The sequence below is a fragment of the Nocardia sp. NPDC020380 genome (assembly GCF_044386975.1).
Taxonomy (GTDB): domain Bacteria; phylum Actinomycetota; class Actinomycetes; order Mycobacteriales; family Mycobacteriaceae; genus Nocardia.
Map to the genome: position 1 here is coordinate 103,411 of NZ_JBIRVQ010000023.1, position 16,013 is coordinate 119,423.

Genomic DNA, 16,013 nt, shown 5'->3' on the forward strand with positions numbered 1-16,013 from the left:
GTGAGCCCGACATACCCCAGGGAGAACTTGGCTATGAGCAGTGCTGGTAACGACGTGGAACAGAAGAAGCTCGTCGAGTCCTTGAAGCGAGTCGCGGTCGACCTCAACAAGACCCGCGCACAGCTGCGAGAACTCGAGGATCGTGCGGGCGAGCCGCTGGCGATCGTCGGCATGAGCTGCCGGTATCCCGGTGGCGTGACATCCCCGGATGAGTTGTGGGACTTGGTGATCGGCGGTCGTATCGGAACTTCCGCGTTTCCGGATGATCGCGGGTGGGATCTGGCCGGGTTGTACGACCCGGATCCGGATCATCCCGGTACCGCCTACACCCGTGAGGGTGGGTTCGTCGACGGTGTCGGTGAGTTCGATGCGGAGTTTTTCGGTGTGAGTCCGCGTGAGGCGGCGGCGATGGATCCGCAGCATCGGTTGTTGCTGGAGACGGCGTGGGAGGCGTTGGAGGATGCGGGGATCGATCCGATGTCGTTGCGTGGCAGTGATACCGGTGTTTTCTGCGGTGTGATGTATTCCGATTACCAGTTCGTGGCGGGGCGTAGCAGCCGGCGCGCCGAGGTCGAAGGCTACCTGGCGATTTCCTCCGCACCCAGTGTGGCGTCGGGCCGGATCAGTTATACGTTCGGGTTCGAGGGGCCGGCGGTGACGGTGGATACCGCGTGCTCCTCATCCCTGGTGGCGATGGATGCGGCGGGTAAATCCCTCCGCGCGCGGGAGTGCTCGCTGGCCTTGGTCGGCGGCGCGACGATACTGGCTCAGCCGAATGTCTTCGTCGAGTTCAGCCGGCAACGCGGCATCTCGCCGGACGGCCGGTGCAAGGCCTATTCGGCGGCCGCCGACGGTGTCGGCTGGGGCGAGGGCGTGGGTCTCGTTCTGCTGGAGCGTCTTTCGGACGCACAGCGCAATGGGCATCGGGTGCTGGCGGTCGTGCGCGGTAGTGCGGTGAATCAGGATGGTGCGAGTAATGGTTTGACTGCGCCGAATGGTCCGTCTCAGGAGCGGGTGATCCGGCAGGCGCTGGTCAACGCGGGATTGAGCGCGGCCGAGGTGGATGTGGTCGAGGGTCATGGCACCGGAACGAAATTGGGTGATCCGATCGAGGCGGAGGCGTTGCTGGCCACGTATGGGCAGGGGCGGGATGGTGCTCCGTTGTGGTTGGGGTCGGTGAAGTCGAATATCGGGCATGCGCAGGCGGCTGCGGGTGTGGCGGGTGTGATCAAGATGGTGCAGGCGTTGCGGCACGAAATGTTGCCTGCGACTTTGCATGTGGATGCGCCGTCGCCGCATGTGGATTGGGAGTCGGGGCGGGTGGAGTTGCTGACCGAGGCGCGGGCGTGGCCGGTTTCGGAGCGTCCGCGTCGTGCGGGTGTGTCGTCGTTCGGTGTCGGCGGCACGAATGCGCACGTGATCCTCGAGCAGGCACCGGTGGTGGAGCAGGCGCCCACCACGGGCGGCGTGCCGTCCCAGCCCGCCGTTGTGCCGGTGCTGATTTCGGCGCGTAGCGACGCGGCCCTGCGGGAACAGGCCGATCGTCTACGGGCGCACATGATCGCCGAACCGGAGATCTCCCTGCTCGACCTCGGACTCTCGCAGGCGACTACACGGGCGCATCTGGGCCACCGCGCGGCAATCGTGGCCACCGATCGCGGGGCGCTACTGACCGGACTGGGCGCGCTGAGTGCGGCGGAGCCGGCTGTGAACGTGTTCGAGGGGCACGCCGTAGACAGCAGGGCGGTATTCGTCTTTCCCGGACAGGGTGCGCAGTGGGTGGGCATGGCGGTCGAACTGCTCGAGTCCGCACCCGTTTTCGCTGCCGAGATCGCCGCCTGCGGTGCGGCATTGGCCGAATACACAGACTGGCGGCTCGAGGACGTGTTGCGCGGGGTGGAGGGTGCACCGTCGCTGGAACAGGTCGAGGTGGTACAGCCGGTCCTCTTCGCGGTGATGGTGTCCCTGGCCGGTTTGTGGCGGTCCTTCGGTGTGGAACCGGTGGCGGTGATCGGTCATTCGCAGGGTGAGATCGCGGCGGCCTACGTGGCGGGCGGGCTGTCGCTGGACGATGCGGCCCGGGTCGTCGTGCTGCGTTCGCGTTTGATCGCGGAACGCCTTGCCGGCCTGGGCGGCATGGTGTCGGTAGCCGAGCCGGTGGATCGGGTCGAGGAGTTGCTGGCCCCGTACGCGGGGCGGGTCTCCGTCGCGGCGGTGAACGGTCCCGCTTCGGTGGTGGTCGCCGGTGAAACCGGAGCGCTCGACGACCTGGTGGCGGAATGCGAGCGAGAGGGACTCCGGGCGCGCCGGATTGCGGTGGATTATGCGTCGCATTCGGCTTACGTCGAGATCATCGAAGCCGAGCTGCTGGAGCTGCTCGCGCCGATCGCGCCGCGCTCGGGCCGAATCCCGTTCTACTCCACCGCACTCGGAGGGTATGCCGACACGGCCCTGCTGGACGCCGGGTACTGGTACGGAAATCTGCGTAATCGGGTGGGTTTCGAGCCTGCCGTACGAGCATTGATCGACGACGGTGTGGGTTGCTTCATCGAGGTGTCACCGCATCCGGTGCTGACGATGGCGGTGGCGGAGACGATCGCGGCCGAGTCCGACGCGGATCGGGTCGGGGTGGTCGGGTCCCTGCGCCGGGACGAGGGCGGTCTGCCACGGTTCGTGACCTCGCTGTCCGAGGCGCATGTGGCCGGCATCGGGGTGAACTGGGAGCCGCTCTACTCGGAGACCGGTGCCAGGCCGGTGGCCTTGCCCACCTACGCTTTTCAGCGAGAGCGGTACTGGCTGTTGCCGACTTCCGGCACGGGTGACGTGGCAGCGGCCGGACTGGGCCGGGTCGAGCATCCGGTCCTGGCCGCGGCGGCGCAGATCGGTAGCCGTGACGAATGGATCTTCACCGGCCGGATGGCGCGGGACTCCCAGCCGTGGACCCGTGACCATGTGGTGCTCGGCGCCGTGATCGTGCCCGGAGCAGCCCTGGTCGAGATGACCCTGGCAGCGGGTCGTGAGGTCGGCTGCACGGTGATCGACGAACTGCTCCTCGAAGCGCCGCTCATCCTGGAAGACGATGTCGCACAGCAGGTTCAGATTATTGTCGGCGGGGCCGCGGACGATGGCCGCCGCGAAGTCGCCGTCTACTCGCGCCCGGAAAACCGCGGTGACGGCGGACCACAGGAATCGACCTGCCACGCGCGTGGCTGGCTGACTGCGGATGTGCCCCCGCCGGCACGGTTTCCGGCGCACTGGCCACCGGCCGGAGCCACAGCGGTCGCTGTCGACGCACTGTACGAGCGATTGGCCGATATCGGCCTCGACTACGGGCCGCTGTTCCAAGGAGTGCAGGCCGCGTGGCGCACCGCCACCGACGTGTACGTCGAGGTGACATTGCCCGACGACGTCGGCGGTGAGAACTTCGCGATCCATCCGGCGCTGTTCGACGCCGCGCTGCACGGCGCCATGCTGGACAAAGATGCGGAATCCGTTCCGGACCTGCCGTTCTCGTGGACGGGCGTGCATCTCGGGCGGACCGGACTCTCACAGGTGCGGGTACGGATCGGCACGGCGGGCGAGTCCGCGCTCCGCATCGACATCGCCGATACGGAGGGCGCGATGGTCGCCGCGGTAGGTGCGCTCGCCGTCCGTCCGGTCGAGCCGTCACGGCTCGGCGGCGCGCAGCGCGGCGGAGGCAATTCGCTGTTCCAGGTCGATTGGGCTGCGGTGACCGTCGAATCGGCGCGGCAGGTGCAGGTGGTGAGCCTCGGTGAGCCGGTGGCCACCGGTCCACGCTTCGCCGATCTGGCGGCATTGGAACAGGCACTGGCCGGCGGCGCGCCGGTCCCCGGTGCGGTACTCGTCACCTTCGAAACCCCTTGCGGGGTAACACCGGAGAACACGCGCGCGACCGCAGGAGCAGCGCTCCAGCTGGTGCAGAGCTGGCTCGCGAGCGAGTGGCTGACCGAAGCGCGGCTGATCGTGGTGACCCGCAATGCGGTCGCTCTCGGTGACGCAGCGCTCGATGTGGCGCAGGCCGCGGTATGGGGCCTGGTGCACAGTGCGCAGACCGAGCACCCCGGTCGGTTCGTGCTGGTCGATGTCGATGCTGCCGCCGAAGCCGTTGCGCTGGAATGGGGTTCGCTGGCCGATGTCGAGGAGCCACAGCTCGCGGTGCGCGATGGCCGTCTGTTCGCGCCGCGGCTCGGGCGGGTCCAGGCGGGACCGGGAGGCGAGGCGTGGCGATTGTCGACCACGCGGAAGGGCTCGCTGGAGGGCTTGACAATCGTTGCCTCCGAGGGGAACCGCCCCTTGGGCGTGGGTGAGGTGCGCATCGGGGTGCGGGCGGCGGGCCTGAACTTCCGCGATGTCCTGATCGCGCTCGGTCTCTATCCGGGCGAGGCGCCACTCGGCAGTGAGGCGGCGGGTATCGTGCTCGAAGTCGGTTCGGGCATAACGGATCTCGTCCCGGGTGACCGGGTGTTCGGACTGGTGATCGATTCGTTCGGTCCGGTGGCGGTTGCGGACCGGCAGCTGATCGCCCCGATGCCGGAGTGCCTGACCTTCGTGGAGGCGGCCGCCGTGCCGGTGGTGTACCTGACGGCCTACTACGGTCTCGTCGACCTCGCGGATCTGCGCGCGGGTGAGCGACTGCTGGTGCATGCTGCGGCCGGCGGTGTGGGAATGGCTGCGATCCAACTGGCCCGCCACCTCGGGGCCGAGGTGCTCGCGACGGCGAGCCGGTCGAAATGGGACGTGCTGAGGGCACTCGGCATCCCCGACGAGCGGATCGCCTCGTCACGAGATCTCGAATTCGGTACCGCGTTCCTCGGGACGACCGGTGGAGCCGGAGTCGATGTGGTGCTGAACTCGCTCACCGAAAAGTTCATCGACACCACCATGGAGTTGCTGCCACGCGGTGGCCGGTTCATCGAGATGGGCAAGATGGACCTCCGCGACGCCGGTGTTGTCGCACAGCAGTATCCGGGCGTCCGCTATCAGTCGTTCGACATGCTTACGGCAGCGGGGCCGGCGCGAATCCAGCAGATGCTGCGCGAGATTGCCGCACTCTTCGAGCAGGGCGTGCTCGTTCCCGCGCCGATCCGGACGTGGGACGTGCGCCGCGGCGGCGAGGCGTTCCGGTTCCTGCGGGAGGGCCGCAATGTCGGCAAGGTCGTGCTGACGGTGCCGGCACCACTGGATCCGCGGGGCACAGTCCTCATCACCGGTGGTACAGGCGGTTTGGGTGCACTCTTCGCGAAACATCTGGCCGAGCGATACGGCGCCGGAGAGCTGGTGCTGGTAAGCAGGCGCGGTCCGGCCGCGGACGGCGCCGCCGAGCTGGTCGCCGAGCTGGAAGCCCTCGGTGCGAACGTCACCGTCGTGGCATGCGACGTCGGTGATCGCGATCAGATCGCCAGGCTGATCGGCTCACTGCCGCGGCCTTTGACGGCGGTCGTGCACACCGCCGGTGTGCTGGACGACAGCCTGATCGAATCACTCACGGCAGCGCAGGTCGACAAGGTGATGCGCCCGAAGTTCGACGCGGCGTGGCATCTGCACGAACTGACCGCGCGCATGGAGTTGTCGGCCTTCGTGCTGTTCTCCTCCGCGGCGGCACTGCTCGGCAACCCCGGCCAAGCCAACTACGCCGCCGCCAACGCCGCCGTGGACGCACTCGCGACCCGGCGGCGCGCCGCAGGTCTGCCCGCGATTTCGCTGGCGTGGGGCCTGTGGGCCGATGCCACCGGCATGACCAGCGAACTCGATGCGGCCGATATCGCCCGCATGGAGCGGACCGGCGTGGGCGCGCTCTCCACCGAACTGGGCTTCGAGCTGTTCGACGAGGCTCTCGGATCGGACTCGGCCCTGCTGGCCCCGGTGCGGCTGGATCTCGCCGCACTACGGACCCAGGCGCGGGCGGGTACGCTGCCGGCACTGCTGCGCGGCCTGGTGCGTGAACCGGTGCGCCGCCGCGGAACCGGCGGTGCGTCGCTGGCGCAGCGGCTCGCGGGCGTGGATCCGGCCGATCGGGAGCAGACCGTCCTCACAGTGGTGCAGGCGCAGGTGGCAGCCGTGCTGGGACACGAGTCCGGTGCGGTGATCGAATCCGGGCGCGCATTCAAGGAACTCGGGTTCGACTCCCTCGCGGCGGTCGAGCTGCGGAACCGACTGACACAGGCCACCGGCGTGCGGCTCCCCGCGACGCTGGTCTTCGACCATCCGACCCCGCTGGCGGTCGCACGGTTGCTGCTCACCGAAATCGATAGCAGCGGTGGGGACGTCAGCCGTACGCCGTTCGATGACGAATTGCGGATGCTCGAGACCCTGCTGATCACGGTGGCGAGCGACGACCGGCAACTCGCCGAGATCGAGCCCCGTCTACGCGCGCTCGGCAATCGGCTGCGGACTGTCCTCAGCGGCACGAGCGGCACCCCGAACGACCCGGACGACCCGGTCGGCGACGACCTGGACCTGGTCTCCGACAACGACATGTTCGACCTGATCGACAAGGAGCTCGGATCCGCATGACCGACAACACCGATGCTGCGCGGGAGCGATCGATGAACGACGAGCAGAAACTCCGCACCTATTTGCGGAAGGTGACCACGGAGCTGCGTACCGCGAATCGACGCGTGCGTGAGCTGGAACAGCGTGATACGGAACCGCTGGCGATCGTAGGCATGAGCTGCCGGTACCCCGGCGGTGTCACCTCACCGGACGAGCTGTGGGAATTGGTGGCGGCAGGTCGCGACGCGATGACGTCACTGCCGCAGGACCGCGGCTGGGATGTGGAGCGCCTGTACGACCCCGACCCGGACCGGCTCGGGACCTCGACCGCGCGCCACGGCGGCTTCGTCGACGGCGTCGATCGCTTCGATGCGGAATTCTTCGGAATCAGCCCGCGTGAGGCGCTGGCGATCGATCCGGCCCAGCGTCTGATGCTGGAGGCGGCGTGGGAGGCGTTCGAGGACGCGGGCATCGACCCGACCTCGTTGCGGGGCAGTGATACCGGTGTCTTCACCGGTGCGGTGACCTCGGACTACGGCGGCACGATGCTGCCGGAGCTGGAGGGCTTCCGGCTCACCGGCACCCAGGGCAGCGTCGTGTCCGGCCGGATCGCCTACAGCCTAGGCCTGGAAGGACCCGCGGTAACGGTGGACACCGCGTGCTCGTCGTCGCTGGTGGCAATGCATCTGGCCGCCAAGGCATTACGTGCGGGCGAATGTTCGCTGGCACTGGTCGGCGGCGTAACCGTGCTGGCCGGCCCGTTCCTGTTCGTCGAGTTCAGCAGGCAGCGGGGGCTCGCGCCCGACGGCCGATGCAAGGCGTACGCGGCGGCCGCGAACGGCACCGGGTTCGCCGATGGTCTCGGTCTGCTTGTGCTGGAGCGTCTTTCGGATGCACAGCGTAATGGGCATCGGGTGCTGGCGGTCGTGCGCGGTAGTGCGGTGAATCAGGATGGTGCGAGTAATGGTTTGACTGCGCCGAATGGTCCGTCTCAGGAGCGGGTGATCCGGCAGGCGCTGGCCGGGTCCGGACTGAGCGCGGCCGAGATCGATGCGGTCGAGGGGCACGGTACCGGAACACAGCTCGGTGATCCGATCGAGGCGCGGGCACTGCTGGCGACCTACGGGCGGGAGCGGATGGACGGGCCCCTGTGGCTGGGGTCGATCAAGTCGAATATCGGGCATACGTCGGCGGCTGCGGGTGTGGCGGGTGTGATCAAGATGGTGCAGGCGTTGCGGCACGAAATGTTGCCTGCGACTTTGCATGTGGATGCGCCGTCGCCGCATGTGGATTGGGAGTCGGGGCGGGTGGAGTTGCTGACCGAGGCGCGGGCGTGGCCGGTTTCGGAGCGTCCGCGTCGTGCGGGTGTGTCGTCGTTCGGGATCAGTGGGACGAATGCGCACGTGATCTTGGAAGAAGCACCGAGCGAGGACCGGGTGCCGGTGCCGGTGGCGGTTTCGGTGCCGGTTCCGGTGGTGTTGTCGGGGCGTGGTGAGGTGGCGTTGCGGGAGCAGGCGGCGCGTTTGCGGTCGTTTGTTGTTGGGCGGCCTGATGTTTCGGTGCGGGATGTGGGTTTTTCGCAGGTGATGTCGCGGGCGTTGTTGGAGCGTCGGGGTGTGGTGGTGGCTGCTGATCGTGAGCAGTTGCTGGAGGGGTTGTCGGCGTTGGCCGGTGGTGTGGCTGTGGGTGTGGGTGTGGTGGGGGGTAAGACGGCGTTTTTGTTTAGTGGTCAGGGTTCGCAGCGGGTTCGGATGGGTGTGGAGTTGGCGCGGGTGTTCCCGGTGTTCGGTCGGGCGCTGGATGAGGTGTGTGCGGAGTTGGATCCGTTGGTGGGTCGTTCGGTGCGGGGTTTGCTGGAGGCGGGGGAGGGTTCTGTTGAGGCGGGGTTGTTGGGGTCGACGCAGTTCACTCAGGTGGTGTTGTTTGCGGTCGAGGTGGCGTTGTTCGCGTTGGTGGAGTCGTTGGGGGTGCGTCCGGATTATGTGATGGGGCATTCGGTGGGTGAGATTGCTGCTGCGTGTGTGGCGGGGGTGTTTTCGCTGGGGGATGCGGCTCGTTTGGTGGTGGCGCGTGGTCGTTTGATGGGTGCTCTGCCGTCGGGTGGGGCGATGATCGCCGTACAAGCGGGCGAGGCGCAGGTGGTGGCATCGCTGACCGGCTTCGAGGGTCGTCTGGATATTGCCGCGGTGAATGGTCCTGCCGCGGTGGTGGTTTCGGGAGATGAAGAGGCGCTGCGGGAGTGGCTGCCGTTGTGGGAGGGGGTCAAGACGTCGTGGCTGCGGGTGAGCCACGCGTTTCATTCACCGTTGATGGAGCCGATGCTGACCGAGTTCCGGGCGGTGGCGGAGTCTGTGAACTATGCGCCGCCGCGAATTCCGCTGGTATCGAATATTTCCGGTGCGGTCGCAGGGACCGGTGAGCATGCGGATCCGGGGTATTGGGTCGAGCATGTGCGACGGGCGGTGCGTTTTGCCGCGGGCGTGGATGTGTTGTTCGAGTTGGGTGTTCGGCGTTTTGTGGAGTTGGGTCCGGATGCGGTGTTGACGGCGTTGGCAGGTCAGTGTCTGGAAGGGCGCGAGGGTGTGCTGCTCGTGCCGGCATTGCGGACGGGGTTCTCCGAGGCGGAGACTTTTGCGGGCTGCCTGGGCCGGTTGCAGGCGGCGGGCGTAGTGGTGGATTGGCCGGCGTTCTATGCCGGTCGGGGTGCCGAACGCGTTCCCCTTCCGACGTATGCGTTTCAGCGGCAGCGGTATTGGCTGTCGCCGAATACCGGTGCGGGTGAGGTGAGTGCGGCCGGTCTCGCCTCCATCGACCACCCGATCCTGTCCGGTGCCGTCCGGTTGGGTGATCGCGACGAATGGCTGTTCACCGGCAAACTGTCCACCGACACCCATCCCTGGGCCGAGGAGCACATGTTGCTCGGTACCATCGTGGTGCCGGGTACGGGGCTGGTGGAGCTGGCGCTGGCAGCCGGACGCCATGCTGCGAGCCCCGCGCTGGAGGAGCTGGTACTCGCCGCGCCGCTGTTGCTGGAGCCCGATATCACCCGCCTGTTGCAGGTCATGCTCGGCGAGCCGGACAATAGCGGTCGCCGCACGGTGGCGATCTACTCGCGCCCGGAAACCGGTGGCGCACAGGACATGATCTGCCACGCCCGCGGCACACTCGCGGATGACACCGAACTCGCGGTGCCCTGGCCGGTCGAATGGCCGCCCGCCGGCGCGCAACCACTCGCCGTCGACGCGCTGTACTCCCGCCTGGCCGAGCTCGGCTACGACTACGGTCCCGTCTTCCAAGGCGTGCAGGCCGCCTGGCGCGACGGCGACGCGACCTACGCCGAGGTGGCGCTGCCCGATGGTGCCGGAGGCGACGGATTCGGGGTCCATCCGGCGTTGTTCGATGCTGCTCTGCAGAGCGGGGTCATTCTGCTGACCGATCGGGTCGACGGCGGGCATCGAATGCCGTTCAGCTGGACCGGCGTTCGGCTCGATCGGCGGGGTGTCTCTCGCCTGCGCGTCCGCGCCGTCGCGACCAGCGAGTCGTCACTGCGCCTCGATGCGGTCGACGACGCCGGTGCGGCCGTCGTGTCGGTCGGTTCCCTGGTCGTCCGCCCGGTGGAGCGGGAGCACCTCGCGAGTTCACCCGGTGCGAGCAGTCGATCCCTGCTCGCCCTCGAGTGGGCCGAGGTCGCGACCGAGCCCCCCACCGAGCCGGTGCGAATCGCCCACCTCGGCGGCGGTGAAACCGGCGGCGACAACCGTTATGCGAATCTGGCGGCATTGGACGAGGCCGTCGCCGGCGGCGCCGCGGTACCCGAGGTGGTCGTCGCCTCGCTTGCGACCCCGTCCGGTGACCCCGTGCCGGCGGCGCATCAGGTCGCCGAGAACACGCTGACGTTGCTCCAGCAGTGGCTGGCCGACGACCGCACGGGCGATGCCCGCCTCGTCGTGGCCACCAGCCACGCGGTGGCGGTCGGCGATCGAACGCCGGACATCGCACAGGCCTCGGTCTGGGGGCTGGTACGCAGCGCCCAGACCGAGCACCCCGGCCGGTTCGTGCTCGTCGATGTGGCCGAGCACGAACCGGATTGGGCCACGGTGCTCGCCACCGGTGAGCCGCAACTGGCCGTTCGCGACGGCAGATTGCTGGCGCCGCGGCTGGTCCGCGCCGACCGGACAGCGCAGATCGTGGCGCGGCCGCTCGATCCGGAGGCTTTCGTATTGATCACCGGAGGCACTGGTGGCCTCGGTGCGCTGTTCGCGCGCCATTACGCCACCGCGCGCGGCGCGCGGCGGCTGCTCCTGGTGAGCAGGCGCGGAGCCGCGGCAGCGGGTGTGGACGAATTGGTCGCCGAATTGACCGGACTCGGGTGCGAGGTCAGAGTAGTGGCCTGCGACGTGGCCGAGCGCGATCAGCTGGAGCAGCTGCTGGGCTCACCGGATTACCCGCTGACCGCCGTCGTGCACGCGGCCGGTGTGCTCGATGATGGCGTGCTCGAATCGCTTGCCCCACACCAGCTGTCGCGTGTACTGCGTCCCAAGCTGGATGCCGCCTGGCATCTGCACGAATTGACCGCCGGCACAACGTTGTCGGAATTCGTCCTGTTCTCCTCGGTCGCGGCACTCCTCGGTAGCCCGGGACAGGCGAACTATGCCGCCGCCAACGGCTGCCTCGACGCGCTGGCGGGTATCCGCCGTGCCGCAGGATTACCCGCCACCTCGCTCGCGTGGGGGCTGTGGGCCGATACGCACGGTATGGCAGGTGAGCTCGCGCAGGCCGATCTCACCCGGCTCGAGCGGACAGGCCTCGGCGCATTGCCGAGCGAACTCGGACTGGAGCTCTTCGACCGGGCATTGGAACTGGATGCGGCACTGCTGGTTCCGGTGCGACTCGATCCGGCTGCGCTGCGGATGCAGGCGTCGGCCGGTACCTTGCCGGCCGTACTGAGCGGCCTGGTGCGCGTACCTGTGCGCCGCGGTGAAGCCGATGGTCCGCTGGCGCAACGGCTTTCGGGCCTGACACCCGCAGAACAGGAACGGGCCGTGCTGCAGCTGGTACAGGCACAGGCCGCGGCCGTGCTCGGCCACTCCGGTGCGGGCGCGGTCGACACTGTCCGTTCGTTCAAGGAACTCGGATTCGACTCGCTCGGCGCGGTCGAACTGCGCAACCGGCTGACCCAGGCCAGCGGGGTGCGATTGCCCGCCACGCTCGTCTTCGACCATCCCACCCCGGTGGCGGTCGCCCGCCTGATCCTCACCGAAATCGCCGGCGATACCGAGGCGCAACGACCGACGCCGCGGGCGCGCCCCAGCATCCGAGCGGACGAGCCGCTGGCGATCGTCGGTATGGCCTGCCGGTACCCCGGCGGTGTCGCCTCACCCGAGGATCTGTGGAGAATGCTCGCGGACGGCCGTGATGCGGTATCCGGGCTGCCCAGGGACCGTGGCTGGGATCTGGAGCGGCTCTACGACCCGGACCCCGCGCAGCCGGGGACGGTGTCCACCAGCGGTGGTGGCTTCGTCGACGGCATCGGAGATTTCGACGCCGAGTTCTTCGGCATCAGCCCGCGCGAGGCGCTGGCCATGGATCCGCAGCAGCGGCTACTGCTGGAAGCGGCCTGGGAGGCGCTCGAAGACGCGGGCATCGACCCGAACTCGTTGCGCGGCAGCGATACCGGCGTCTTCGCCGGTGTGGTCACCTCCGATTACGGCGGGACGACATCGGCGGCGGCGGAGGGCTACCGCTTGACCGGCACGACCTCGAGCGTCACGTCGGGCCGGATCGCCTACACCCTGGGTCTGGAAGGACCGGCGGTGTCGGTGGATACCGCGTGCTCGTCGTCGATGGTGGCGCTGCACCTCGCCTCGCAAGCGCTGCGGAACGGTGAATGCTCTATGGCGCTGGCCGGTGGTGTCACGCTCATGGCGGGCCCATACACCCTGATCGAGTTCAGCAGGCAACGGGCGGTCTCGCCGGACGGCCGATGCCGCGCCTATGCGGCCGCCGCGGACGGTACCGGATTCTCCGACGGGCTCGGGCTCGTTGTGCTGGAGCGGCTTTCGGATGCGCAGCGCAATGGTCACCGGGTACTGGCCGTGGTGCGCGGCAGTGCGGTGAATCAGGACGGCGCGAGCAATGGTCTGACGGCTCCGAACGGTCCGTCGCAGGAGCGGGTGATCAGGCAGGCGCTGGCGAATGCCGGTGTGAGCGCTGCCGAAGTGGATGTGGTGGAGGGGCACGGTACGGGCACGAAGCTCGGCGACCCGATCGAGGCGCAGGCCCTGCTGGCGACCTACGGGCGGGAGCGGACCGACGGTCCGCTGTGGCTGGGTTCGCTCAAATCGAATATCGGGCATACCTCCGCCGCGGCAGGCGTCGGCGGTGTGATCAAGATGGTCATGGCAATGCGGCACGGGGTGATGCCCGCGACCTTGCATGTGGATGCGCCCTCGCCGCACGTGGATTGGGATTCCGGGCAGGTCGCGTTGCTGACCGAGGCCCGGGAGTGGCGGGTGGACGGCCGGCCGCGTCGTGCGGGTGTGTCGTCCTTCGGTGTCAGCGGTACGAACGCGCACATGATCGTGGAGGCCGCGCCGGAATCGTCGTCTTCGCGCGTGCTCGCCGAACCTTCAGCGCCCGTTCCGGTGCTGCTGTCCGGCCGCACCGACGCGGCCCTGCGGGCGCAGGCCGATCGATTGCGGGCGTATCTGCTTGCGCAGCCGGATGTTCCGCTGCTGGACGTCGGCTTCTCCACGGCGACGACCCGGGCGCGCTTCGATCGGCGCGGCGCGGTCGTGGCCGCCGATCGTGATGCACTGCTGGCCGGGTTGAGTGCCTTGAGCTCGGCCGAGCCCGAGCCGGGAGTGTTCGACGGGCATGCCGTGAGCGGCGGTGCGGTGTTCGTGTTCCCCGGTCAGGGTGCGCAGTGGGTGGGTATGGCGGCAGCGCTGCTGGATTCGTCTCCGGTGTTCGCCGCCGAGATCGCCGCGTGCGGCGTAGCCCTGTCGAAGTTCGTCGACTGGCAGCTCGAGGATGTCCTGCGCGGGGCGGAGGACGCGCCGTCGCTGGAGCGAGTGGATGTGGTGCAGCCCGCGTTGTTCGCGGTGATGGCCGCATTGGCTGCGCTGTGGCGCTCCTACGGTGTGGAGCCCGCCGCGGTGGTGGGTCATTCGCAGGGCGAGATCGCTGCGGCGTACGTCGCGGGCGGACTGTCACTCGATGACGCGGCGCGGGTGGTGGCGTTGCGATCGACGGTGATTCGTGCGCGATTGGCCGGTGTGGGCGGGATGGTTTCGGTCGCCCTGCCGTTGGACAGCGCGGAGGAACTGATCCAGGCGTATTCCGGACGGGTGTCGGTCGCTGCGGTCAATGGTCCTGCGGCGGTGGTTGTTTCGGGAGATCCCGAAGCGCTCGATGAGCTGTTGGCGGTGTGTGAGCGCACCGAGGTCCGGGCGCGTCGGGTGGCCGTGGACTATGCCTCGCATTCGGCGCACGTCGAAGCCATCGAAGACGAACTGCTCGGGATGCTGACATCGATCAGCCCGGTCTCGGGGCGGATCCCGTTCTACTCGACGGCGACGGGCGAGTTCCTCGACACCGCGACCTTGGACGCGGAGTACTGGTACAGGAATCTGCGGGGCCGGGTCGGATTCGAGCCCGCGATTCGTGCATTGGTCGACAATGGCGCGAACGCATTCATCGAGGTCTCCCCGCACCCGGTGCTGACCATGGCGGTCGAAGAGACCATCGGCGCGCACGGTATGGCCGGCCGGGTCGCGGTGGTCGGATCGCTGCGCCGGGACGAGGGCGGCCTCCAGCGATTCGTGCAATCGCTGTCGGAGGCGTATGTCGCCGGTGTCGAGGTCGATTGGCCCGCGTTCTATGCGGGCCGGGGCGCCGAGCGAGTGTCCTTGCCCACGTACGCCTTCCAGCGTGAGCGGTATTGGTTGACGCCCGGTGCCGGGGCGGGTGACGCGGTGGCGGCCGGGCTCGGCCGGGTGCAGCACCCGATCCTCGCGGCGGAAATGCAGGTGGGTGACCGCGACGAATGGGTGTTCACCGGGCGGATCTCCGCCGATACCCAGCCGTGGACCCGCGATCATGTGGTGTTCGACAGGGTGATCGTGCCCGGAGTTGCCCTGGTGGAACTGGCGTTGGCCGCAGGCCGCGGGGTGGAGTGTGCGGTGCTCGACGAATTGATCCTCGAAGCGCCGCTGGTGCTGGACGGGGATGCCGTGCGGCAGCTCCAGGTCACCGTCGGTCCGGCCGCCGAGGATGGCCGCCGGGCCGTCGAGATCTACTCTCGGGCCGAATCCGGCGTTGCGGGCGGACAGCGTGAGACGACCCGTCATGCACGCGGTGTGGTTGCGGTGCAAGAGGATTCGGTCGCTTTGCCCTGGCTGCCGGCCGAATGGCCGCCGAGCGACGGTGAACCGGTGGATGTGAATGCGCTCTATGAGCGACTCGCTGCCGCGGACTATGACTACGGCCCGCTGTTCCAGTCGTTGCGTGCGGCCTGGCGGGTCGGAGATGAGGTCTACGCGGAGGTCGCGCTGCCCGGCGACGCGGACGGCGCGGAGTTCGGTCTGCACCCGGGCTTGTTCGACGCGGCGCTGCACGGCGGACTCGACTGGCTGGCGCAGGGCGATACCTCCGCGGCCTTACCGTTCGCGTGGACCGGAGTGCGACTGGACCGGCACGGCGCCGCGAGCGTCCGGGTCCGGATCCGGCCGGCGGGCGAGTCCGCGTTGCAGGTCGACATGGTCGATGCGGAGGGCGCGCCGGTGGCCGCTGTAGAGCAGTTGGTATTCCGACCCGTGGATCCCGCCCAGTTGGCGAACACCAGGTCCGGAGAATCCGATTCGTTGTTCGAGGTCTCCTGGAACGAGACCGAGACCGTGTCGGCGACCGTTTCGGCGCGGGTTGCGGTCCTTGGAGACCTGGCGGTTCCAGGCGACCGCTTCGAGGATCTCGCCGCCCTCGAACGCCGGATAGATGACGGGCACGCAGCGCCCGAAGTGGTCGTCACGGCCATCCCGACGCCCGAGGGGATCGCTGCCGCGGTGACACCACGCGCGGTCGCCGTGCGTGCGCTGGAGTTGGTGCAGCGCTGGCTGAGTGGGCGGTCGGATGACGCCCGGCTGGTGGTGGTGACACGGAGCGCAGTCGCGGTGGGTAAGGAGACCGTGGATCCGGCGCAGGCGCCCATATGGGGTTTGCTGCGTACTGCGCAATCCGAGCACCCGGGACGCTTCGTCCTGGTCGATATCGATCAGGACATCGCCGAGGCGGAGTGGTCGTCGATCTTCGCTTCGGACGAGCCGCAGTTGGTGGTGCGTGCGGGACGTGTGCTGGCGCCGCGGCTGGGGCGGGTCGATGCGTCGGCAAGCGAGGCGGTGGGGTCATTGGATCCTGCTGGTGTGGTGTTGATTACGGGTGGTACGGGTGGTTTGGGTGCGTTGTTTGCGAGGCATTTGGTGGTGCGTCATGGTGTGGGGCGT

2 protein-coding genes are annotated in these 16,013 nt (G+C 68.4%); both read left to right on the forward strand.

What is annotated here, in order from left to right; all coding sequences use genetic code 11:
* Positions 1 to 33 precede the first annotated feature (33 nt).
* The gene (locus tag ACH438_RS42375; RefSeq protein ID WP_397016192.1) at positions 34 to 6,534 is read left to right on the forward strand and encodes an SDR family NAD(P)-dependent oxidoreductase; all 6,501 of its coding nucleotides are present in this window, start codon (positions 34 to 36) and stop codon (positions 6,532 to 6,534) included.
* Positions 6,531 to 16,013 (forward strand): type I polyketide synthase (locus tag ACH438_RS42380; RefSeq protein WP_397016194.1); only part of this gene is annotated, 9,483 nt, incomplete at its 3' end. The genes ACH438_RS42375 and ACH438_RS42380, both read left to right, overlap by 4 nt.

Bases quoted from the DNA above. Each gene is read 5' to 3' on its own strand.
- ACH438_RS42375 (WP_397016192.1), top strand. From the start codon at position 34: ATGAGCAGTGCTGGTAACGACGTGGAACAGAAGAAGCTCGTCGAGTCC.